This window comes from Yersinia rochesterensis (genome assembly GCF_003600645.1).
Taxonomy (GTDB): Bacteria; Pseudomonadota; Gammaproteobacteria; order Enterobacterales; family Enterobacteriaceae; genus Yersinia; species Yersinia rochesterensis.
In genome coordinates this window covers 2,387,057-2,410,799 of sequence record NZ_CP032482.1, presented here as the reverse complement: position 1 = coordinate 2,410,799, position 23,743 = coordinate 2,387,057, and the positions used below count along the sequence as shown (strand labels likewise).

Genomic DNA, 23,743 nt, shown 5'->3' with positions numbered 1-23,743 from the left:
TTCCGGTAGGTTTATCATCGCTGAATAAGGATTCCTCCTGATGAATGATTCAATTTATTCCATCCCAGTAAAAACAATTGAAAACCAATCAGTTAAGCTGGAAAAGTATAAAGGTTCGGTTTTGCTGGTGGTCAATGTCGCTTCCCAATGCGGTTTAACCAAGCAGTATGAAGGTTTGGAAAATCTGTACAAAACTTATCAGCAGCAGGGTTTTGAGGTATTAGGATTTCCTAGTAATGAGTTTGCGGGGCAAGAGCCGGGCAGCAACGAGGAAATTCAGGCATTCTGCCGCGGTACTTTTGGTGTTGATTTCCCGATGTTTAGCAAAATTGAAGTCAATGGCTCACAACGCCATCCTTTATACCAGCAATTGATCGCAGCTAAACCTGTTGCTGTAAAACCTGAAGGCAGTGAATTCTATCAGCGCTTAGCGAGTAAAGGGCGTGAACCAAAGCAGGTTGGCGATATTTTATGGAATTTTGAAAAATTCCTGATTAGCCGAGAGGGTGTGGTTCTTGAGCGTTTTGCTCCCGATATGACACCAGAAGACCCGATTTTGATCAATGCTATTACTCGGGCCTTAGCGGCTCACTAATTTACGGATGAAAAAGTTATTTTTATGTTATTGCAACTCAGTAATGTCAGTGTAGATACCCGTCTTGCTCCTTTTTCTACGCAAGTCGCTGCTGGGTTGCAAATTCATGTGATAGGCCCGAATGGGGCAGGGAAAAGTACGTTACTCACTGCTTTAGCGGGATTATTGCCCTCGGAAGGGGATATTACCCTCGCGGGGAAATCATTATCCCGTTATTTAGGGCATGACTTGGCTCGTTTTCGGGCTTATTTATCTCAACAACAATCGGCTCTGACAATGATGCCGGTTTTTCAATACCTTTCTCTTTATCAACCGGCAGGTGTTCCTCAGGATGCCATTGCGGCTACTATTGGTTATCTCTGTGAGAAATTACGATTAACCGACAAGTTATCTCGCATGTTGTCACAACTTTCTGGCGGAGAGTGGCAGCGGGTTCGTTTAGCGGCGGTTTTTTTGCAAGCTTGGCCAGATATTAATCCTGATAGTAAATTGCTGTTACTTGATGAGCCGTACACCGGTCTTGATGTCGCGCAAAAAGTGGCATTGGATAGTTTGCTACGCGAGTTCTGTTCTGCTGGCCGCAGCGCAATAATCAGCGCCCATGATCTTAATCACACCTTACAACAGGCTGACCAGGTTTGGTTAATGGCACGTGGTCATGTGCTGGCCCAAGGTGGGACTCATCAGGTGATGGAAACTCATATTCTCTCTGAAGTATTTGAGGTCGATTTCCAAATACACAGTTTTAATCAACAGAGTTGGATCATTACCAAAAGTTTTCAATCGTAAAATTTGTTGATTATTATTAGATTATATCCGCCAACAACCGGCCGGTATCTGTCGTTTCGATTTCGATACTTCCTTTCTGATAAAGATAATTAATCGGGTCTCAACCGCGTCAGGATATCTTTTTCATTAGATTGATTTTTCTGAAAAAATGAATAATTCAACTTAAAATAATCACGTCAAATACTACCGCAAAAAAATCCTATCTTAAGGTTTATTTAAGGTTAATAAACTAAACTTCATGTTCAGCCAAGCATGTATCTATCTGAGTAGTGTTTAGTTTCCGTTAACTTATAGGGGCATATAGTTCCCCAAAGTGCCAAGTATCCTAGGGATTTCTCAATGCAGAATTTTTTGCCTTTTTCTCGTCCGGCGATTGGTTCGGACGAAATTAATGCGGTAGTAAAAGTGCTAGGCTCCGGTTGGATAACCACAGGCCCTCAGAACCAACAGTTGGAAACTGATTTTTGTAGCGCATTGGGTTGCAAACATGCAGTTGCTGTCTGTTCTGCTACGGCAGGTATGCATATTACGCTAATGGCGCTAGGGATTGGCCCTGGTGATGAGGTCATTACGCCATCTCAGACGTGGGTCTCAACCCTTAATATGATTGTGCTGCTGGGCGCTGAACCGGTAATGGTTGATATCGACCGCGACACCTTAATGGTGAATGCTGCGGATATTGAAGCCGCGATCACACCGAAAACCAAAGCCATTATTCCCGTTCATTATGCAGGGGCACCTTGTGATCTTGATGCTTTGCGTCTGATAGCCCAGCAATACGGAATCCCATTAATTGAAGATGCGGCTCATGCTGTTGGTACGCGTTATAAAGATCAATGGGTTGGTGAGAAAGGTACCGCTATCTTTTCTTTCCACGCTATCAAAAATATCACTTGTGCTGAGGGTGGTTTAATTGCCACTGACGATGATGAATTGGCAGCCAGAGTGCGCCGACTCAAGTTTCATGGCTTAGGAGTTGATGCCTTTGACCGCCAAATCCAAGGCCGCAGTCCGCAGGCTGAGGTTGTTGAGCCGGGATATAAATACAACTTATCGGATATTCACGCCGCTATTGCAGTGGTTCAACTTGGGCGTTTACCTGAAATCAACGCCCGCCGGCAAGAGCTAGTCGCTCGTTATCATGCGGCATTAGCTAATTCTCCTTTGCAACCTTTAGCTGTTCCGCATTATGCCCATCAACATGCCTGGCATCTTTTTATGGTGCGAGTTGATGAGGAACGTTGTGGCATTGACCGGGATTTACTGATGGCGCGTCTGAAAGATGCAGGGATAGGCACAGGGTTGCATTTTCGTGCGGCGCATACCCAGAAATATTATCGCGAGCGTTATCCGCGCCTTAACTTACCAAATACTGAGTGGAATTCTGCCAGATTATGCACATTGCCCCTTTTCCCCGACATGCTAGACAGCGATGTTGATCGGGTGGTTGATGCATTGGCAACAATTATAGGGCCGCACCGTGTCTGAATGTAAAGAAATCAAGAAAGTCTCAATCGTTATCCCTGTTTATAACGAGCAAGAGAGTCTACCAGCATTAATAGAAAGGACGTTGGCTGCCTGTAAGTTACTAACGCAACCCTATGAAATTATTCTGGTTGATGATGGCAGTAGTGACAATTCCGCCGAGCTTTTGACGGCAGCGGCGAATGAGCCAGAGAGCCATATCATTGCCGTTTTACTCAATCGTAATTATGGACAACATTCCGCCATTATGGCGGGGTTCAATCAGGTCAGCGGCGACTTGGTCATTACACTTGATGCTGACTTGCAAAATCCGCCGGAAGAGATCCCTCGGCTGGTGAGTGTCGCTGAAGAGGGTTATGACGTCGTGGGCACTGTGCGTGCGAACCGTCAGGATTCTTTGTTTCGCAAGACGGCTTCCCGCATGATTAATATGATGATTCAACGCGCCACGGGGAAATCCATGGGTGATTATGGCTGCATGTTACGTGCTTATCGCCGTCATATCATTGAAGCAATGTTACACTGTCACGAACGCAGTACCTTCATTCCTATTCTGGCAAACACATTTGCCCGCCGCACGACTGAGATTACTGTGCATCATGCAGAACGTGAGTTTGGCGATTCTAAATATAGCCTGATGAAACTCATTAATCTGATGTATGACTTGATTACTTGCCTGACAACAACGCCATTACGCTTATTAAGTCTGGTAGGCAGTGTTATTGCACTTTCTGGTTTCACTCTCGCCGTGTTGTTAGTGGTTTTACGTTTGGTATTTGGCCCTGAATGGGCAGGCGGCGGCGTATTTACGCTGTTTGCCGTGTTGTTTATGTTCATTGGTGCCCAATTTGTTGGTATGGGATTACTCGGTGAATATATCGGTCGTATTTATAACGATGTGCGTGCGCGCCCGCGTTATTTCATACAGAAAGTGGTCAGCGCTGAGCAGACCGAAAATAATCAGGAAGTAGAAAAATGAAAGCGATTGTCTTTGCCTATCATGATATTGGCTGTGTCGGCCTGAAAGCCCTTGTTGAAGCCGGTTACGATATTCAGGCGGTCTTTACCCATACTGACTCTCCTGGCGAGAATCGCTTTTTCTCTTCTGTCGCCAAAGTGGCCGCAGATCTAGAGCTACCGGTATTTGCACCAGAAGATGTTAACCATCCGCTGTGGGTTGAACGTATTAAGCAATTACAGCCTGATATCATTTTCTCTTTCTACTACCGCAATATGCTCAGTGATGACATTTTGTCATCGGCACCACGTGGTGGTTTTAATTTACATGGCTCTTTATTACCGAAATACCGTGGGCGAGCGCCGATTAACTGGGTGTTGGTCAATGGTGAGACAGAAACCGGTGTGACTTTACACCAGATGGTGAATAAAGCCGATGCAGGCCCGATTGTCGGTCAGCATAAAGTCATCATTAGTGAGACAGATACTGCCTTAACGCTACATGCAAAAATACGTGATGCCGCCCAAGAATTGCTGCATGACCTATTGCCTAAAATGAAAAGTGCGTCATTACCTCTGGTACCCCAAAAAGAAGCCGGAGCCAGCTATTTTGGCCGCCGTACGGCAGATGATGGCGAAATTTATTGGCAAAAATCAGCATCAGAAATCAATAATCTGGTGCGCGCAGTGACCGAACCTTACCCCGGTGCGTTCAGTTATCTTGGGCAACGCAAATTGATCGTCTGGCGCGCACGTCCACTCAATATTGTTCATGGCAAGCAAGCTGGTACCGTGCTGTCAACCTCTCCATTAGTTGTCGCTTGTGGTGAAGGCGCGCTGGAAATTATGACGGGTCAGGGGGAGGACGGGTTATATGTTCAGGGGCACCGTTTGGCCCAAGAGATGGGGATTGTCACTGACGTCCGTCTCGGTAACAAGCCAAGTAAAATCCTGAAAAGACGTACCCGCGTATTGATATTGGGCGTCAATGGCTTCATTGGTAACCATCTAACTGAGCGTTTGTTGCGTGATGACCGCTACGAAGTTTATGGCTTAGATATTGGTTCTGATGCCATCAGTCGTTTCCTGGACAACCCGAATTTCCATTTTGTTGAGGGTGACATTAGTATTCATTCCGAATGGATTGAATATCACATTAAAAAATGTGACGTTATTTTGCCTTTGGTAGCGATTGCGACCCCTATTGAATATACCCGTAATCCGTTGCGTGTTTTCGAATTAGATTTTGAAGAAAACCTAAAAATCGTTCGTGATTGTGTTAAATACAATAAACGTATTGTCTTCCCATCCACCTCCGAAGTGTATGGCATGTGTGATGATAAAGAATTCGATGAAGACAGTTCACGACTGATTGTTGGGCCGATTAATAAACAGCGTTGGATTTACTCGGTTTCCAAACAACTGTTAGACCGTGTTATCTGGGCTTACGGCGCGAAAGAAAATTTGAAATTTACCCTGTTCCGTCCATTCAACTGGATGGGGCCGCGTTTGGATAATCTTGATGCCGCCCGCATTGGCAGTTCCCGCGCCATTACGCAGCTTATTTTAAATCTGGTCGAAGGCTCGCCAATTAAACTTGTCGATGGTGGGGAGCAAAAGCGTTGCTTTACAGATATTCATGATGGTATTGAAGCATTATTCCGTATTATTGAGAATCGTGATGGTGCCTGTGATGGACAGATAATCAATATCGGGAACCCAACCAATGAAGCCAGTATTCGTGAATTGGCGGAAATGTTATTAAGCAGTTTCGAACAACACGAATTACGCGATAAATTCCCGCCGTTTGCGGGCTTTAAAGATATCGAAAGCAGCGCATATTATGGGAAAGGCTATCAGGACGTAGAACATCGCACGCCAAGTATTCGTAATGCGCGGCGTATATTACAATGGCAACCAGAAATTACTTTGCAACAAACCGTCACGGAAACTTTGGACTTCTTCCTGCGTGGTGTTGTTATTGAGCAGAGTGTTATTGAGCAGAGTGTTAATGAGAAAAATGCCATTGAGCAAAACAAAACCTCGAAGGATGAACATCAGGTATGAAGCAAGTTGGCCTGAGGATTGATGTAGATACCTACCGTGGGACGAAGGAAGGTGTGCCATCATTACTTGCTGTACTGGAAAAATATGATATTAGTGCCAGCTTTTTTTTCAGTGTTGGGCCGGATAATATGGGGCGCCATTTATGGCGCCTTTTCCGCCCCCGTTTCCTGTGGAAAATGCTGCGTTCTAATGCTGCCTCGCTTTATGGCTGGGATATCTTGCTGGCCGGAACGGCCTGGCCGGGTAAGCAAATCGCTAAAGATTTCGGCCCGTTGATGAAAGAGACTTTACAGGCGGGGCACGAAGTTGGCTTACATGCTTGGGACCATCAAGGTTGGCAAGCTAAAGTCGCCTCTTGGTCAGAACAGCAATTAACTGCGCAGGTGCAATGGGGCGTTGATGCATTACAAGAAAGCATTCAGCAACCGGTCACCTGTTCTGCGGCGGCGGGTTGGCGTGCCGATGAACGTGTTTTGGCAGTAAAACAGTTGTTCTCATTCAGCTACAACAGTGATTGCCGTGGTACTCATCCTTTCCGCCCATTGTTGCCTGATGGCCGCTTGGGTACTGTACAAATTCCCGTCACTTTACCCACTTACGATGAAGTCGTGGGCAGTGAGGTTCGGGCCGAAGACTTTAATGATTTCATTATGAATGCCATTTCACATGATAGCGGTGTGCCGGTTTACACCATTCATGCTGAAGTCGAAGGGATGTCACAGGCATTGATGTTCGAACAATTATTGATGACGGCGCAGGAGCGCGGTATTCAATTTTGTGCTCTGAGTTCACTATTACCCGAAAATCTGGATTCACTCCCCGTAGGGAAAGTTGTACGAGCTGCTTTTCCAGGGCGAGAGGGGTGGCTAGGGTGTCAGTCAGATATAAAGGATGTGCAATGAGGCTGTTAAAAGGAAGTGGCGCTGCGCTGCTGGCATTGTTTTTTGCTTTGGTTTATCTATTGCCGATTAATAGCCGTTTATTATGGCAGCCTGATGAAACACGTTATGCTGAAATAAGCCGCGAAATGTTACAGCGTGGCGACTGGGTGGTACCGCATTTACTGGGAATTCGTTATTTTGAAAAACCTATCGCGGGATATTGGTTCAATAATATTAGCCAGTGGATCTTTGGTGATACAAATTTTGCCGTACGATTCGGTTCAATATTTAGTACTGCCCTGAGTGCCGTCCTGGTTTATTGGTTGGCAACGTTATTATGGCGTAACCGCTCCACATCGTTTTTAGCGGCATTAATTTACCTTTCCATGCTGTTGGTATTTAGTATTGGTTCTTATGCCGTACTGGATCCGATGATTTCATTATGGCTCACTGCATCGATGGTTTGTTTTTATCTCACGCTGCGAGCAGAAACCGCAAAACAAAAAGCAGGAGCTTATCTCCTCCTTGGTTTGACTTGCGGTATGGGCTTCATGACTAAGGGGTTTCTGGCATTGGCAGTGCCGGTCATCTCGGTATTGCCGATTGTCATACAGCAAAAAAGAGTAAAAGAGCTGATTGTTTTTGGTCCGATAGCCATCGTGGGTGCGATAATATTGAGCTTGCCGTGGGCATTAGCTATTGCTCAACGCGAGCCTGATTTTTGGCGCTATTTTTTCTGGGTCGAACATATTCAGCGCTTTGCAGAGAAAGACGCTCAGCATAAAGCCCCCATTTGGTATTATTTACCTATTCTGTGTCTGGGGGTTTTGCCTTGGTTGGGGTTATTACCTGGAGCCTTACTGAAAGGGTGGCGCGAACGGGTTGCACGGCCGGAGCTATTCTTTTTACTCAGTTGGGTATTAATGCCGTTGCTATTTTTCAGTGTGGCTAAAGGGAAACTTCCGACTTATATTTTGCCCTGTATGGCACCATTATCTTTATTGATGGCCGCTTATGCTACTGATTGTGCTGAGAAGATGCGCATGCGGGCATTAAAGATTAATGCTGCGATAAACCTCGGCTTTGGGCTTATTTGTGCAGTGGCTATCTTGATTATTGGTATGGGGCTGGTGGCTCATCTGGTGGCATATGAACCTCATGAACATCAAAAAGTCGTACTGGCGACAATTGCCTTTGCCGGATGGGGGATAGTCGGTTTTGTTACTCTGCGTAATAATGCGCGCCATTGGCGCTGGGCTGCGGCTTGCCCATTGCTGTTTATAGTGCTGGTAGGTTATCTGATCCCACAACAGGTCATTGATTCCAAACAGCCGCAGAACTTCATTCGGAGTAATTTTGTCGAACTCAATAGTAGCCGTTATGTGGCCACTGACAGTGTGGGTGTCGCGGCTGGGCTTGCTTGGGAGCTAAAACGCAGCGATATTTTGATGTTTAGCGAAAAGGGCGAATTGGCTTATGGGCTGAATTATGCTGACAGTGAAAGTCACTATATCAATGGCCGAAATTTCAACGATTGGCTAGCTGAGGCTCGTAAGCTAGGTGATGTTTCACTGGTGGTTCAATTATCCCGCGATGAGAAAATACCGGATACTTTACCTGCAGCGGATAAAGTTAACCTGATGAATCGCTTAGTCCTTTTGTGGTACAAGAAAACACCATGACCAACTACCTGTTATTGATAATGGTCAGTTTATTGACCTGTGCGGGGCAGTTGTGTCAGAAACAAGCAGCGCAATGTTGGGCCTTGCCGCAAGAAAAGCGGCTGGCCCCGGTATTGCGCTGGCTGGTTAGTGCCGTGTTTTTACTCGGTTTGGGGATGTTGCTGTGGTTACGTTTACTGCAACATTTACCTCTGAGTGTGGCGTATCCAATTCTCAGTTTTAATTTCGTGTTAGTCACCTTGGCCGCTCAACTGTTTTATGGCGAGAAAGCGACTTCTCGCCATTGGTTGGGGGTCGCTTCCATTATGTTTGGTATTCTTTTAATTAGTTGGCAGTTATGAAAGGGTATGGCTGGGGAATCGGAAGTGTACTGCTGGTGACGGCTGCACAATTAATATTGAAATGGGGCATGATGAATACGCCATTAATGTCGTTAGCCGATATTAATGGGCAATTCTTATTCAATCACCTGACACAATTACTCGCCGTTATTTGCGGGCTGGCGGGATATGCTTTATCAATGTTGTGTTGGTTCTTTGCACTAAGATATTTACCGCTCAATCGTGCATATCCACTATTAAGCCTCAGTTATGCATTGGTTTATTTAGGCGCTGTATCACTCCCATGGTTTAGTGAGTCTGCAACTTTACTGAAGACATTGGGTGCGGGCTTTATTTTACTGGGCATATGGTTGATTAATACAAAACCAATAAAAAGAGACTGAAATTTCCATCCAATTGATATTTAACTGATAAATATCAAATCATAGTGGTTTTATAGACATGAGATTCAGAAGTAGGCTGAGTAATGAGAGTCACCAGCATGCCCGCAACTTGAAAGATGGTGGGTATGTACCCTAAATAATTCGAGTTGCAGGAAAGCAGCCAACGCACATGCAATTTGAAGTATGACGGGTATAACTTGTTTTTTCCAAAATCGATAGTTAAATTACCTTACTGATATCCTTCATTAGCAACTAGCTGATTGTATAGTGAATTGGCTAAGCTAAGCTTTACCTTGGTGAATTATTGATGCGGATACGTTTCTGGATCTTTCTGATCAGTATTATCCTTGCTGGCTGTAGCAGCCATGCCCCGACACCAAGTGGTCACTTGTCTGATTCTATTGTGGTGGTTGCCAAACTGAATGAACAACTGCGCCAGTGGGAGGGCACGCCTTATCGTAATGGTGGGTTAGACCAACGCGGCGTTGATTGTTCTGGTTTTGTTTACCGCACATTCCGTGATCGTTTTGATATGCAATTGCCTCGCACGACTATTGCGCAAACCACGTTAGGCACGAAAGTCCCCCGTGATGAACTGATGCCAGGTGATTTAGTGTTCTTTAAAACCGGCAGCGGGCAAAATGGATTACACGTTGGCATTTACGATACTAATGATGAATTCATTCATGCCTCAACGAGCAAAGGTGTCATTCGTTCATCGCTAGAGAATGTTTACTGGAAACGGGTGTATTGGCAAGCGCGCCGTATGTGAAACATCCCCTTCACCCTTGAAGCCGCAGGGGTGTTAGCTGCGCTCACGCACCCGAATCACTTACTTGATGTAAGCTCATCGGGATGAGTTTGCTGGCTGCCTACCTGCAACTCCAATGGTATTGGGGTATTCCTTCACCTTTGAAGCCGCAGGGGTGTTAGCTGCGCTCACACTCATTCACCCGAACCTAAAGATATCTAGGCCGATTATGTTATCTTAGTGGCTGCTTATTCTGGTTCGGAGCCGCGTTTATGTCATCCCTTCGGTTACTCATTTCTGATTCCTATGATCCCTGGTTCAATCTGGCGGTAGAAGAGTGTATTTTTCGCCAAATGTCGCCGGATCAGCGGGTTCTGTTTTTATGGCGTAATGCCAATACCGTGGTCATAGGCCGCGCGCAGAACCCATGGAAAGAGTGTAATACCCGGCGTATGGAACAAGATGGGGTGAAGCTGGCCCGGCGTAGCAGCGGTGGCGGGGCAGTATTTCATGATTTGGGTAATACCTGTTTTACTTTTATGGCCGGTAAACCGGAATACGATAAAACGATATCAACTCAAATTATTCTGAATGCATTGGCCTCTATGGGTATCCAGGCTACGGCATCGGGCCGCAATGATTTGGTGGTGGTCAAGCATGATGGTGAGCGCAAAGTCTCCGGTTCTGCTTATAAAGAAACTAAAGATCGTGGTTTTCATCATGGGACTTTATTGCTCAACGCTGATCTCAATCGTCTGGCTGATTATCTCAATCCTGACCCGAAAAAATTGCAGGCCAAAGGCATTACCTCGGTGCGGTCACGGGTGACGAATCTGGTGGAGTTACTGCCAGGAATTGATCACGAAAAGGTTTGTGTCGCCATCCAACAAGCTTTTTTCAATTATTACGATGAAAAAGTCTCAGCAGAAATCATCTCCCCACAAGCATTGCCCGATCTGCCCGGTTTCACCGAACAATTTGCCAAACAGAGTAGCTGGGAGTGGAACTTTGGTCAGGCCCCGGCATTTAGCCATCTGGTCGATACCCGTTTTGTCTGGGGCGGAATTGAACTGCATTTTGATGTATTGCACGGTGCAATTGACCGCTGCCAAATATTTACTGACAGTTTGAATCCAGCGCCGTTGGAAGCCCTCGCCGAACGATTACAGGGCACAACTTATCGCCCCGACGCCATTAATGCGATTTGCTTGCAATTAAGTGATGATTTTCCTGACTCACAAGCTGAACTGTTACAAGTTCGCCAGTGGTTGGCGGAGGTTATGCGCTGATGGGAATGGATGATAAAACACCTCAGTTTAATAGTAGCTATGGGCAGAAATTGAGCGGTTTTTATACTCATTTGCAACCCACACCTTTAAAAGGGGCGCGGCTGCTTTATCACAGTGAGCCGCTCGCGCGCGAACTGGAGCTTGATGCTAGTTGGTTTAGCGACCCGAAAGCGGCGGTATGGGCGGGCGAAACGCTATTACCCGGTATGGAGCCATTGGCACAAGTGTATAGCGGCCACCAATTTGGTATGTGGGCGGGGCAATTGGGGGATGGGCGCGGTATTTTACTGGGAGAACAACAGCTTAGTGATGGCAGGCAGATGGACTGGCATTTGAAAGGCGCCGGTCTAACGCCCTATTCCCGCATGGGGGATGGGCGGGCAGTATTGCGCTCCGTGGTGCGCGAGTTTTTGGCCTCTGAAGCTTTGCACCACTTAGGGATCCCTACCAGCCGCGCGTTGACCATCGTGACCAGCGACCATCCGGTTTATCGCGAGCAAACAGAGCGGGGGGCGATGCTATTACGAGTGGCTGAAAGCCATGTGCGTTTCGGTCATTTCGAGCATTTCTACTACCGCCAGCAGCCCGCTCAAGTTAAACAGCTTGCCGATTATGTTATCGCGCGACACTGGCCGCAGTTCGTAGGGCAAGAAGAATGCTATTTGCTGTGGTTTACTGACGTGGTTAAGCGCACTGCACGGCTAATGGCCCACTGGCAGACGGTGGGTTTTGCCCATGGTGTGATGAATACCGACAATATGTCGATACTGGGCATCACCATGGATTATGGCCCATTCGGTTTTCTTGATGATTATGTCCCCGGTTATATATGTAATCATTCTGATCATCAAGGGCGCTATGCTTTTGATAATCAGCCTGCGGTGGCATTATGGAACCTGCATCGGCTGGGGCAGGCGCTGTCTGGTCTACTGACCGCGGAGCAGTTGCAGCGGGGGCTGGAGGCCTATGAGCCAGAATTAATGGTGGTTTACGGTCAGCAAATGCGCACCAAATTAGGCTTTTCCGAGCGCGATAGTCAGGATAATGACTTATTGACGGGGTTATTGAGTTTGATGATTAAAGAAGGGCGGGATTATACCCGGACTTTCCGTTTGCTGAGTGACGTTGAAATACATTCCGCACAATCGCCATTGCGGGATGATTTTATCGACAGGGCCGCTTTTGATAGTTGGTACAGCCGTTATCGCGCGCGTTTGCAACAAGAGCCGATTGATGATGCACAGCGCCAGCAAATCATGAAAGCAGCGAATCCTCACTATATATTGCGTAACTATTTGGCGCAGTTGGCTATTGAACACGCTGAAAAAGATGATATTCAGCTCTTGCAGCGTTTACATCAGGCGTTGCAGCAGCCTTTTGCTGACCAACCTGAATTCAACGACTTAGCGGCATTGCCACCAGAGTGGGGCAAGCATTTGGACATTTCCTGCTCCAGCTAGTCAGAATAGGTGGCAGGAGGACTTTCCCGCCACCCGAGTTTTTCCCCTCAGTTAGTTTCAGCCGCCGCGCGAAGTTGGTTGAGCATATCCGGAGTTTGTAAGCCGAACCCCAGTAGAGCCATGTCATCAAGCACCAGCAGGCGTTTTTGTTTACCTGCCGGTGTGAGGGCCAGCCCCGGTAAGCGCCAGACATTCTCTACGCCCTTGAGCGCCGCCACGCCATGGGTGGTGACAATCAGCAAATCAGGCGCACTGGCGATGATCCCCTCCTGTGACAAAGGGCGATATCCGCTAAATTCCTCAATGGCATTTTTCAGCCCTGCCGCCCGGAACATACTCTCTGCGGCAGTATCTACTCCCGCCGCTAAGGGCGGAATTCCTGCATGAATCATGGCAAATAATGCTTTCACTGGCAGCGGGGTTGAAACCACCGTGGCTAGCTGCTGTTGGTAATGCTGAATCAGTTGTTGGCCTTTTTCTTCTTGATTCACAGTGGCGGCAATCATCCGTATCTTATCTATTACTCTCTCCGGCGATTTATCTGCCGGAACAAAGATAAGCTGGATCCCGTGATCTTTCACTTGTCTTAATGCCCTTGAAGACTCGGCGCGTGCGGTGCTCAACACCAATGTGGGTTTTAAAGCAAGAATGCCCTCCACATTCAGCAGGCGCATATAACCCACGTTGGGCAGCGCTTTTAGTGGCGCAGGATTCAGACTGGTGCTGTCACGGGCGACAATGTGCTCACCGGCACCTAATGCGTAGGTGATTTCAGAAACATCGCCGCCAATGGTTACGATACGTTGTGTTGCAAGGCAATTTATTGAAATAACATAAATAAGTGAAATGAAAAATCTAAATGAAACGACCAATTTAAATGCCGCTGTCCATTTATTCATCCAGAGTACCTATTGCGATCAATCCAGCTAATTGATCATGCCATTTATTTTGCTCGGGTTGACCTTCGCTGCGTTGACCAAAGATTTGCAAAATATGCTTACCCTGCTTATCAAGCAATTCCAGACTTGAGACAAATCCCTCTTTAGTCGGCTTGCGCGTCACCCAACTTTCGGCGATAGCTAACTGATTTATCTGCAAATTAAACTGAGGGTCTCTCACGGTTACCCACCAGCCGTCAGCGGGGTTTTCCTGTTGCGAAATCTCAAGTTGTTCAATAACCCCGGTGAATATTTGCATGCATCCACTGTTGCCGACGAACATCATTATTTCATTTTGGTCAGTGTGAGCGGCGTTAAGTATTTGTATTAATGCTTGATTGTTAACCCGACAAGCTAAGTCATCTTTAACCGCGTTAAAAGCCTGTTGGCGGGTAATGTTATGGCGCTTCAGCAGCATAAAGAATTGATGGATATCAGTCAGTTTGCGCCATTCAGCATCAATAATGGCGTTGTCGATGTGAGATACGGTGGAGGCTTCATCAGCAGGCTCTATTGTCAGCGGAGAATTATTCGCCGTACGATACTGAGCGACCAACGCGTGCCAGGCGTCTTGGTTTGTTTCCTCGGTACAATAGATCTGATGAATGGCATTGCCTTGAAAATCAAAGCATTGGATACTCAGTTGCTCACCGGACGCGGTGGTTTCGCGCAGGCTGAAAATAGTGCTCCAGTGGCGAAAAAACAGTCTTAAATCCAGTGCGCGCGGATTAAGGAGCAAACCCAGATGGCCATGGAGCCGCAAGTTCTGATACTCGCCGATCATTTCATGTGTCGCATGTGGGTTACGGGTGATTGAGCGGGTGACGCCAACTTTTTTTAACTCGGTAAGCAACAGGCTGGCGCTGATATCCAATCGTTCTGCATCCTCGCCCACCCGGACATAGGCCAGTTCGGCTTCGCTAACATTCAGTTTTTGGGCTAAATCACGCGAGGACAGTTCGGCGTGAGTTTGCTTGGTGTTGAGATAGCGTTGAGACAGTGTTATTTCCATTGATTTGTTCCTTGATAATCTAGTGCCGCAGCTTGTGAGGCTGCGACAGGGTTCCATAGAGCCAGTTAATTATGGTTGTTTATTGACCGCGCATCATGGTCAGCGGGATGAAATATCACCATTGATAGCTGATCAACAACTTAGCATTGCGCCCATCCTGTGGAATTTCTTGTGGCGAGTAATATTCTTTATTAAAGGCATTGGCCAGGACGGCCGTCGTGGTGACCCCGTTGAATGCCCCTTGCCCACGGTAGCTCAGATAAAAGTCATGCACGGCGTAACCCGCTTGCGGTTTATAGGGTTTACGTGACGAAGTTTGGGCGTCATTATTTTTCATAAATTTAGTGTTTCCCGCCATGGTGACTATCCAGCCGGTGCTAAAACCGCTGTTCGCCATCGGGATATGCAGGCGGCTAGTAACGGTGTCAGGATTGATGCTGTGAATAAATTGGCGAGTATCGAGGTTGATGCCACGGGTGCGGTTATAGGTCAGATTCCAGTCAAACCAGATGTTTTGGTAATCCAGCGAAGCATCCCAACCCCAGCTTTTGCTGCGGAGGATATTGATATAGGTGGAATAATTATCTTTAGGACCAAATTTAAACTTATCAAATCCAACCTTAACTTCACTAGTAATACGGTCTTTGGCGTAAATATTGAAATAGCTGGCCTTAAATTTGACGGTATCGTTATCGGCCAGCAAGTCATCAAACTGCAACCCAAAACCGGCCTCACGTGTGACGTTACTTTCAGGGGCTAAATTAGGATTAGGCCGCCAAAAATTGAACATGAAATGATTTGAATTATTATAAAGTTCAGCCAATGTTGGGGTGCGAAACGCCTGACTGTAAGCACCAAATAGCATTAACCAATCGGTCGGATTGACGGTTACCGCTCCGCGTGTGGACTGGTTTTTAGCTTCTCGATCAGCAAAACCCTCGCGGCTATTTTTATAGCGGTCGAAACGGGTGCCCACCAGCAAGGTCACCGGCAGGTCGCGTAAGGTCACTTCATTTTGTAGCCAACCGGAAGAAAATTTGATTTCAGCCGGGGGGAAACTGCGGGTAACGCCGTTAGGGATTTGCTGCTGGTGGTAGGTTTCCACGCCATAAGTCAGCAGATGAGCAGCCGGGCTGTGAGTGAATAGCGAGCTGCGATTCTCCAGTTTTACGCCACGGGTTATCTGCTTGCGGCTGCCGTAACCCTCACCGCGTACGTCATCGTTGACATTAATCTCGGAAGTGTAAACTTGCGTGGTGGCATCCAGCCAATTAAGGTGCTGCGGCTGTAGGCGGTAGGTTAGCTCGGCGTCGCGTTGGATAGTCGAGCGCGCCATCATCGGGCTGATATTATGCTTCAAGTTTGCCCCGCTCTGGTTGGCCATGCGGGGTTCCAACGCGCGGTTATTGTAATAGCGCAGAGCCGTACTTAATGATTGGTTATCAGAAAGGGAAATAGTGCCCTTGAGCATCAGGCTATCAATGGCTTCATCGTTGGGTGCCTCATCACCATTGCTTTGGCGAATATTTCCTGTCATACGTTTACTCAGGGCAATAATACCGTCGAAATGTTCAGTTCGACCAAAAGCAGACATCGTGAGGCCCTGGCTGTGGGAGGCGCTGGCGCTATTATGGCTAATTCGCATGCCCAACTTTTCACTCTCTGCGAGTAAATCCGCAGCATCAACCGTCTGGTAAGCAATAACTCCCCCCATGGCACCGCTACCAAATAGCGAGGTTGATGGGCTACGAATCACACTGACTTTCTTGATTAACGCCGGGTCAAGAAATGTGCCATTAAAATGTGTCCCTTTGATTCCCTGACGAATGCCATCGATTAACACCAGCACGCCGTATTGGTCATAGCCCCTGATATTCACGTTTTGCCCGTTGGTGCGGCCAACCCCGGTGATACTCACCCCCGGCACATTTTTTAGCATGTCGGTGGCGGTGGTGGCAGTTTGCTGCTGCGGCAGCGAAGCATCAATGACCGTCACGACACCGGGATGTTTAAAATTGTCGGCTATAGTGCGCGTACCGGTCACTTTCAGAGTGTCATTATGATTCTTTGACGAGGGGCTGGCGTTTGCCGCTGACGACAACGCCAGGGTAATAATCAGACTGCATGAAGATAAACGAAAGACATGAGGCATAAACAGCTTTCCTTGTATTATTCAATATAATCAATGGATTGCTGGCTGCCTAAGTATTAACTATTCGGTGGCTGGCGTGGTAAATTGCGATAAGACTTATCACCAAAAAGTGACTCAGAATTACTTAGTCAATATGAGTTTCCCGGTTTTAGTTTGGCGCAAATAATAAAGCTGGCCTTGGTGATTGATGGCGACAACATCATGTAGCCCAAGCAGTTGTTGGCTGTTAATACATGCAAATGGCACTGAGAGGGGTGTCTGGTCAGTGGCATTTTGAGTGTGATAAGTGGCTTTGTGCATAAGGCAATTCTTCAGAGTTCATATTATTATCAAGTTGATAATAATTATCATCCCCATTTGTGGTTTGTTTCAATCCTAATGTTTATTAGTCGTTATTCCGATGCATTTTTTTTCATTAGTTATTGGCGCTTTGACTGATTAGGGTCGGGAAAAAAGGGGAGTATACCAATGGAGGGGCTTTGTATATTTAGTACAGTGATGGAATGCCGGTGAAGAGAAAGCGATTCCATCACTGTTATAACGGGAATTAATGCTAATTAACCTTGCTATTCATTGCTCATTAAAACGGCTACTCACGGCATCCGCCAGTAAACTGAGCAACTGTTCAGTATCGGCCCAATTCAGACAAGGGTCAGTGATGGATTGCCCGTAAGTCAGCGGTTGGCCAGCCACAATTTTCTGTGTACCTTCAACCAAGAAGCTTTCCGCCATAACGCCGACGATAGCGGTAGAACCGGCACGGATCTGCTGGCCGATATCTGCTGCAACTTCTAACTGGCGGCGATGCATTTTCTGGCAATTGCCGTGGCTGAAATCCACCACTAAATGTTCGGGTAAATCAAATTCACGCAAACTATCACAAGCCGCCGCGAGGTCAGATGCACCATAATTGGGCGTTTTGCCACCACGCATGATGATGTGCCCATAGGGGTTGCCACGGGTTTGGTAGATAGTCATTTGCCCGGTTTTGTCTGGCGATAAAAACATGTGGCTCGCTTGTGCTGCACGGATAGCATCAATGGCGATGCGGGTGTTACCGTCAGTGCCATTTTTGAAGCCTACCGGGCAGGAGAGGGCTGATGCCATTTCGCGATGGATCTGGCTTTCCGTCGTCCTGGCCCCAATTGCGCCCCAACTAATCAAGTCGGCAATATATTGACCGGTCACCATATCCAGGAATTCGGTGGCGGTCGGCAAACCTAACTCATTGACGGCCAACAGTAAGCGCCGCGCCATTTCAATGCCCAAATTCACCTGACATGAGCCATCCAGTGCGGGGTCTGAAATCAACCCTTTCCAGCCGACCACTGTCCGTGGTTTTTCGAAATAGGTGCGCATGACGATTTCAAGGCGGTCTTGATAGCGAGTCCGTAATACATTCAGCCGCGTTGCATAATCGATTGCAGCATCCAGATCGTGAATCGAGCAAGGCCCGACAACCACCAATAAACGTGGGTCTTCACCGGTGAGTATTTTTTCAATCCGCTTACGTGACGCCGTCACATTATCAGCAACCGTCTCGGAAATCGGTAATTTTTCCGCCAATTGTTGTGGCGTCACCAAGCTATCGATGCGCGAGGTCCGCAGTTCATCAGTTTTGTGCATGAAAACTCTCTAAATCTATTCTTCTCTGCGGCAGAAATACCGGGAAGTGATGGCGATCACAATAAACCAAAAACAGATGAATTCAACCGCCAGCATCATGATTTATACAAATTTTGATTAAATAGGATGTAAACTATTTTTTGCGGGAATGCTATACCCACAAGCACTAAGTGGGTAATTAGAACATTCGGCGGCTCATCCCCAAAATATCCAGAATTTTGGTTGAGATCTCTTCGACGGAATAGTTGGTGGAATTCAGATAGCGAATCTGATTTTTACGAAACAGGGCCTCGACCTCTCCAACTTCAATCCGGCATTGGCGCAGCGATGCGTAACGGCTGTTTTCACGCCGTTCTTCACGAATGGCTGCCAGCCGCTCAGGGTTAATGGTTAAGCCAAACAGCTTCTGCTGGAAAGGTTTCAGCGCCGCCGGAAGCTGCAAATTGTCCATATCATCGGCGATAAAAGGGTAATTAGCGGCACGAATACCAAATTGCATGGCCAAATACAGACTGGTGGGGGTTTTGCCGCAGCGGGAAACACCCAATAAAATCACCTGAGCCTGGTCGAGATTACGCAGAGAAATGCCATCATCATGAGCCAGTGCATAGTCAATAGCGGCAATGCGCGCATCATATTTGTCCAGGTTACTGGCAGTTAAACCATGGGTGCGGTTGAGGACGGGTTGCGGTGATACCCCCAGTTCGCCCTGAAGTGGGGCCACCAGCGCTTGCACAATATCTTGGCAGAACCCTTCACTATGCTGAATGAGCTCCCGAACCTCAGCACTGATTATTGAATAGAAAACCAAGGGGCGGACGCCGGTCTCGCGATATATTGCATTAATCTTCTCGCACACCTCTTGAGCCCGCGTAGCACTTTCAACAAATGGCAGCGTAAAGGTGGTCGCTTTGACCGGAAACTGAGACAAAACAGCATGGCCGAGGACTTCTGCCGTGATTGCCGTACCATCCGAAATATAAAATACACTTCTTTCCACACTGACTCCTGAATAGTTTCCTGGCCGATCTTTGCCGTTGTTTAACGCTATCAGTGTGCCTTATTCGACCTAGCGGTAAAGTGTTCGCTGTCAGAATAGCCTGAAAATAGTTTTTCTTGTTGGGTTGATCGATTCACCTGTCCATGGGGTATGGATGATTGTGCTAGTCTGAAACGTACCCTACTGATCGTCCCATAATTAATGACCTGTAAAAGGATTGTTTCGATGTCCAACAATGGCCTAACCCCGTGTAATGTGCTTTGGTACAACCAGCTTGGCATGCATGATGTTGAAAGAGTGGGCGGCAAAAATGCCTCTCTAGGTGAAATGATAACCCATCTTTCAGAACTGGGTGTCTCGGTGCCCAATGGTTTTGCTACCACAGCTCAGGCTTTTAACGACTTTCTGGAGCAAAGCGGCGTTAACAACCGTATTTATCAATTGTTGGATAAAACCAATGTTGATGATATTGCGGCGTTAGCCAAAGCCGGCGCGCAGATCCGTCAATGGGTGATTGATACGCCGTTCCATCCTGAATTCGAACAATCTATTCACGATGCATATAAGCAGTTAGCGGATGACCCGAATGCGTCCTTTGCTGTACGTTCGTCAGCCACCGCAGAAGATATGCCGGATGCCTCTTTTGCCGGGCAGCAGGAAACTTTCCTGAATGTGCAGGGAATTGATGCGGTGATGATTGCTATCAAGCATGTCTTTGCCTCACTGTTCAATGACCGGGCCATTTCTTATCGCGTGCATCAGGGCTATGACCATCGCGGCGTGGCACTGTCGGCGGGGGTGCAGCGGATGGTGCGCTCAGATCTCGCCTCTTCTGGCGTGATGTTTACCATTGATACTGAATCAGGTTTTGATCAAGTGGTCTTTATCACCGCCGCCCATGGTTTGGGGGAAATGGTGGTGCAGGGCGCGGTCAACCCTGATGAGTTTTATGTCCATAAACCCACATTACGTGACGGCAATCCCGCAATTTTGCGCCGTAATATGGGGTCGAAAAAGATTCGCATGGTTTATACCGAAAACCAAAACCATGGCAAACAAGTTCAAATTGAAGATGTGCCAGAAGCGCAACGAAATCGCTTCGCTCTCAGTGATGATGAAGTGGAAGCACTGGCCCATCAGGCATTACTGATTGAAGAGCATTATGGTCGCCCGATGGATATCGAGTGGGCAAAAGATGGCCATACCGGCCAGCTGTTTATCGTGCAAGCGCGTCCGGAAACGGTGCGTTCCAATCAGCAGGTCATGGAGCGCTACCAGTTAAATACGCAAAGTAATGTACTGGTGGAGGGCCGCGCTATCGGGCATCGCATTGGCGCGGGGCCGGTTAAGGTCATTCATGATATCAGCGAGATGGACAGAATTCAGGCCGGTGATGTTTTGGTGACAGATATGACTGACCCTGATTGGGAACCTATCATGAAAAAGGCATCAGCCATTGTCACTAACCGTGGTGGGCGAACCTGCCATGCGGCCATTATTGCCCGTGAGCTGGGGATCCCTGCGGTGGTGGGGTGCGGTAATGCCACGGATCTGTTGAAAGAAGGGCAGAATGTGACGGTTTCCTGCGCAGAGGGGGATACCGGCTATGTTTATCATGAGTTGCTCGACTTCTCTATTCAAAGTTCACAAGTCACTGAATTACCTGATTTGCCATTGAAAATCATGATGAATGTGGGTAACCCAGACCGGGCTTTCGATTTTGCCCGCTTGCCAAATGAGGGGGTCGGGCTGGCGCGGTTAGAATTTATCATTAACCGCATGATTGGCGTCCATCCGAAAGCGCTGCTGGAGTTTGATCTACAGTCAGCGGAAATTCAGGCTGAAATTAAGGCGCTAATGAACGGTTATGACAGCCCAGTTGAGTTTTATGTCGATCGTCTGACCCAAGGGATTGCCACTCTGGGGGCGGCATTTTCACCCAAGCGGGTGATTGTGCGCTTGTCAGATTTTAAATCTAACGAGTACGCCAATTTGGTCGGGGGCGAAAAATATGAACCCCATGAGGAAAACCCGATGCTGGGCTTCCGGGGAGCAGGGCGTTATGTCGCAGACAGTTTCCGCGACTGCTTCGCACTCGAATGTGAGGCGGTTAAGCGCGTGCGCAATAAGATGAAATTGACCAACGTTGAGATAATGGTGCCTTTCGTCCGCACTGTAGAACAGGCCAAAGCGGTGGTGGAAGAACTCGCCCGACAAGGGCTTAAACGCGGGGAAAATGGCTTGAAAATCATTATGATGTGTGAAATCCCATCTAATGCTTTATTAGCTGATCAGTTCCTTGAATATTTCGATGGTTTCTCCATCGGTTCCAATGATATGACTCAGTTAACTCTGGGGCTGGATAGGGACTCTGGTGTGGTGTCTGAATTGTTTGATGAGCGGAATGAGGCGGTAAAAGCCCTGTTATCCATGGCGATTCAGGCGGCTAAGCGGCAGGGTAAATATGTCGGAATTTGCGGGCAGGGGCCGTCAGACCATGAAGACTTTGCGTTATGGTTGATGGAGCAAGGAATCGACAGCTTGTCCCTTAACCCAGATACCGTGGTGCAAACTTGGTTAAGTCTGGCCCAAGCCACTCATCATTGATAAACCGGCGCATTGATCAATACCCGTAAAGAGTATTTTCATTATCCGCAGCGATGGCTGCGGATTTGAATGTTATTTGTAGTTTTACGTTAGAAATAAATAGCAAAAAAAAAGCCTGTCTTAGGTGACAGGCAAAGACTACACACAGCAATACGCGTATTCGATTACAGATATTTAAATATGTCATTATGAAATGATTTATTTAAATATCTCAGGGGAAGCATTGAGAATATTAAATAAATTCCGAGAGTTAGTCATTAAGAAATATCTGAATAAAATTAATTAAACATATATTTATTATAAAAGTAATTTCGTCTTGTCATTAATAACAACATTATTTAATGAATTTATTTGAGCATCTTTTTTTAATCAAAAATAGAATTCGTTGTGAGGAATATAAATATGGATATTAAAGGCCTCATTGTTTATTAATAATAGCGTAAATTGCTGGGCAATAGGGGTTAGGCAGCATAACTGCCAAACCCCATGATATCCGTCATACTTCAAATTGCATATGCGTTAGCCGCTTTTCTGCAACGCGCATTATTTAGAGTATAAATTTCAACGCTCAAAGCTCTTCTAAATGTTTGGCGACTTCGTTAATGCTCTCTTCGGGTTCTGGTGCTTCACTGACCCAAGCCGACGTCAATCGGTAAGAAATAGCTAATACTACCGGGCCGATAAACAACCCAATCATGCCGAATGACAGCAAGCCGCCAATAACGCCAGACAGAATTAATATCATCGGCATATCAGCTTCCATGCGGATCAGATAAGGCCGTAAGACGTTATCCATGGTCCCGACAATACAGCTCCACACCAGTAAGATGGTGCCCCAGGTCGAATCACCCGTCCAGTATAGCCAAATGACGGCGGGGATCATGATGAGCAGTGGCCCCAGTTGCGCGACGCAACAAATAAACATTAAGACGGTGAACAGCGTCGCGTATTGAATCCCGGCAATGGCGAGACCAATCCCGCCCAACACGGCTTGCACCAGTGCAGTGACCACAACACCTAACGCGACAGCGCGAATGGCTTTCGCCGCCAGCACGACTACGGCATCACCGCGTTTATCTGCCGCCCGCACTGCAAAATGGCGAATGCCTAAGCCCACTTGTTCCCCGTGGAAATAGAGCAAAATACTGAACAGCACCATCAGCGCCAGATGAATCAAGAAGTAGCCGATATGAGCGGCTTGTGCGACCAACCAGGTTGCGGCGGCACCGACATAAGGCTGAACTTTGGCGATAAGGACATTCCCGCCACCGGCAATCAATGTATGCCAGCCGCTATACAGCTTGTTACCCACCATAGGGACTGATTTTAACCAGGTGACATCGGGCATTTTTAAATTGGATGGGCTAGATGCCCACTGGATAAGCGGGCCACTGTTTTCCACCAGGCTACTGACCAGTAATGCAATCGGGATAACAAACAGTAAAATCAACAGGATGGTCATAATAATCGCAGCCAACCAGCGTTTGCCCCAAAGTAGATTTTGCAGCCGGATCAGCAGCGGCCAGGTGGCAATAACCACCATGCCAGCCCAGGCAAAGCCCATAATAAAGGGCTGTACCACCCAAAAACTGGCGATAATCATTATCATAATGAATATCACCCCAAACATCAGTCTGGGTAAATCGAAACGACGTAGCTGCGGGTAACTCATCAGTGGGTTCTCACTTCACAATTCATGGCAAGATGGCCATCATACCGTTTTTGGGT

The 23,743-nt window shown here is 47.2% G+C and carries 20 protein-coding genes and 1 other RNA gene; 13 read left to right on the top strand and 8 right to left on the bottom strand.

Annotated features, from left to right (window positions below; translation table 11 throughout):
* Positions 1–40 precede the first annotated feature (40 nt).
* The 12 genes from DXZ79_RS11290 (at position 41) to DXZ79_RS11235 (ending at position 12,680) form a co-directional block, all read left to right on the top strand.
* The gene (locus DXZ79_RS11290) at positions 41–595 is read left to right on the top strand and encodes a glutathione peroxidase (protein WP_038632581.1); all 555 of its coding nucleotides are present in this window, start codon (positions 41–43) and stop codon (positions 593–595) included.
* Between the two features lie 24 nt (positions 596–619).
* A complete protein-coding gene (btuD, locus tag DXZ79_RS11285; RefSeq protein ID WP_038632583.1) occupies positions 620–1,384 on the top strand; it encodes a vitamin B12 ABC transporter ATP-binding protein BtuD in 765 nt (254 codons plus the stop codon).
* Positions 1,385–1,723: 339 nt separating this feature from the next.
* Positions 1,724–2,872: a UDP-4-amino-4-deoxy-L-arabinose aminotransferase gene (gene arnB / locus DXZ79_RS11280; RefSeq protein WP_038632585.1), complete on the top strand. Its 1,149-nt coding sequence runs from the start codon at positions 1,724–1,726 to the stop codon at positions 2,870–2,872.
* Positions 2,865–3,848: an undecaprenyl-phosphate 4-deoxy-4-formamido-L-arabinose transferase gene (arnC, locus tag DXZ79_RS11275; RefSeq protein WP_038632587.1), complete on the top strand. Its 984-nt coding sequence runs from the start codon at positions 2,865–2,867 to the stop codon at positions 3,846–3,848. Before arnB ends, arnC begins: the two co-directional genes overlap by 8 nt.
* Positions 3,845–5,893, top strand: a complete 2,049-nt coding sequence (gene arnA, locus DXZ79_RS11270) for a bifunctional UDP-4-amino-4-deoxy-L-arabinose formyltransferase/UDP-glucuronic acid oxidase ArnA (RefSeq protein ID WP_050291671.1) — start codon at positions 3,845–3,847, stop codon at positions 5,891–5,893. Before arnC ends, arnA begins: the two co-directional genes overlap by 4 nt.
* A complete protein-coding gene (gene arnD / locus DXZ79_RS11265; protein ID WP_038632591.1) occupies positions 5,890–6,795 on the top strand; it encodes a 4-deoxy-4-formamido-L-arabinose-phosphoundecaprenol deformylase in 906 nt (301 codons plus the stop codon). The genes arnA and arnD overlap by 4 nt, the downstream gene beginning before the upstream one ends.
* Complete coding sequence (gene arnT / locus DXZ79_RS11260; protein ID WP_120011279.1) at positions 6,792–8,456, top strand: lipid IV(A) 4-amino-4-deoxy-L-arabinosyltransferase; 1,665 nt, start codon at positions 6,792–6,794, stop codon at positions 8,454–8,456. The genes arnD and arnT overlap by 4 nt, the downstream gene beginning before the upstream one ends.
* On the top strand, positions 8,453–8,797 hold the full coding sequence (arnE, locus tag DXZ79_RS11255; protein ID WP_038632595.1) for a 4-amino-4-deoxy-L-arabinose-phosphoundecaprenol flippase subunit ArnE: 345 nt from the start codon (positions 8,453–8,455) through the stop codon (positions 8,795–8,797). Before arnT ends, arnE begins: the two co-directional genes overlap by 4 nt.
* Positions 8,794–9,180: a 4-amino-4-deoxy-L-arabinose-phosphoundecaprenol flippase subunit ArnF gene (gene arnF / locus DXZ79_RS11250; protein WP_038632597.1), complete on the top strand. Its 387-nt coding sequence runs from the start codon at positions 8,794–8,796 to the stop codon at positions 9,178–9,180. Before arnE ends, arnF begins: the two co-directional genes overlap by 4 nt.
* Before the next feature lie 307 nt (positions 9,181–9,487).
* On the top strand, positions 9,488–9,952 hold the full coding sequence (locus tag DXZ79_RS11245; RefSeq protein WP_038632599.1) for an NlpC/P60 family protein: 465 nt from the start codon (positions 9,488–9,490) through the stop codon (positions 9,950–9,952).
* A 251-nt stretch (positions 9,953–10,203) separates the two neighbouring features.
* The gene (gene lplA, locus DXZ79_RS11240) at positions 10,204–11,220 is read left to right on the top strand and encodes a lipoate--protein ligase (RefSeq protein WP_038632601.1); all 1,017 of its coding nucleotides are present in this window, start codon (positions 10,204–10,206) and stop codon (positions 11,218–11,220) included.
* The gene (locus DXZ79_RS11235) at positions 11,220–12,680 is read left to right on the top strand and encodes a protein adenylyltransferase SelO (protein WP_050291674.1); all 1,461 of its coding nucleotides are present in this window, start codon (positions 11,220–11,222) and stop codon (positions 12,678–12,680) included. Before lplA ends, DXZ79_RS11235 begins: the two co-directional genes overlap by 1 nt.
* A gap of 47 nt (positions 12,681–12,727) precedes the next feature.
* On the opposite strand, the gene DXZ79_RS11230 is transcribed toward DXZ79_RS11235, so the two are convergent.
* The 6 genes from DXZ79_RS11230 to ppsR all read right to left on the bottom strand — a co-directional run bounded on the left by DXZ79_RS11230 (position 12,728) and on the right by ppsR (position 19,408).
* Positions 12,728–13,579 (bottom strand): heme/hemin ABC transporter substrate-binding protein, encoded by an 852-nt coding sequence (locus tag DXZ79_RS11230; RefSeq protein WP_120011278.1) that lies wholly within the window; start codon positions 13,577–13,579, stop codon positions 12,728–12,730.
* Positions 13,572–14,630, bottom strand: a complete 1,059-nt coding sequence (locus tag DXZ79_RS11225; protein WP_038632607.1) for a hemin-degrading factor — start codon at positions 14,628–14,630, stop codon at positions 13,572–13,574. The genes DXZ79_RS11230 and DXZ79_RS11225 overlap by 8 nt, the downstream gene beginning before the upstream one ends.
* A gap of 115 nt (positions 14,631–14,745) precedes the next feature.
* Positions 14,746–16,782, bottom strand: coding sequence for a TonB-dependent hemoglobin/transferrin/lactoferrin family receptor (locus DXZ79_RS11220; RefSeq protein ID WP_038632609.1), 2,037 nt, complete (start codon positions 16,780–16,782; stop codon positions 14,746–14,748).
* Between the two features lie 120 nt (positions 16,783–16,902).
* Entirely contained in the window at positions 16,903–17,082 is a 180-nt protein-coding gene (gene hemP / locus DXZ79_RS11215) for a hemin uptake protein HemP (RefSeq protein ID WP_038632610.1), read from the bottom strand.
* 270 nt (positions 17,083–17,352) lie between these two features.
* Positions 17,353–18,408 carry a 3-deoxy-7-phosphoheptulonate synthase gene (locus DXZ79_RS11210; RefSeq protein ID WP_038632612.1) on the bottom strand — a complete coding sequence of 352 codons (1,056 nt, stop codon included), beginning with the start codon at positions 18,406–18,408 and terminating at the stop codon, positions 17,353–17,355.
* 178 nt (positions 18,409–18,586) lie between these two features.
* On the bottom strand, positions 18,587–19,408 hold the full coding sequence (gene ppsR / locus DXZ79_RS11205; protein WP_038632614.1) for a posphoenolpyruvate synthetase regulatory kinase/phosphorylase PpsR: 822 nt from the start codon (positions 19,406–19,408) through the stop codon (positions 18,587–18,589).
* A gap of 225 nt (positions 19,409–19,633) precedes the next feature.
* Between ppsR and ppsA the strand changes: the two genes are divergently transcribed.
* Positions 19,634–22,015, top strand: coding sequence for a phosphoenolpyruvate synthase (ppsA, locus tag DXZ79_RS11195; protein WP_038632616.1), 2,382 nt, complete (start codon positions 19,634–19,636; stop codon positions 22,013–22,015).
* Positions 22,016–22,118: 103 nt separating this feature from the next.
* On the opposite strand, the gene rprA is transcribed toward ppsA, so the two are convergent.
* Both rprA and ydiK read right to left on the bottom strand, forming a co-directional pair.
* Positions 22,119–22,227: antisense sRNA RprA (gene rprA / locus DXZ79_RS11190), an RNA gene on the bottom strand.
* Positions 22,228–22,583: 356 nt separating this feature from the next.
* The gene (ydiK, locus tag DXZ79_RS11185) at positions 22,584–23,687 is read right to left on the bottom strand and encodes an AI-2E family transporter YdiK (RefSeq protein WP_038632617.1); all 1,104 of its coding nucleotides are present in this window, start codon (positions 23,685–23,687) and stop codon (positions 22,584–22,586) included.
* Positions 23,688–23,743: the final 56 nt, after the last annotated feature.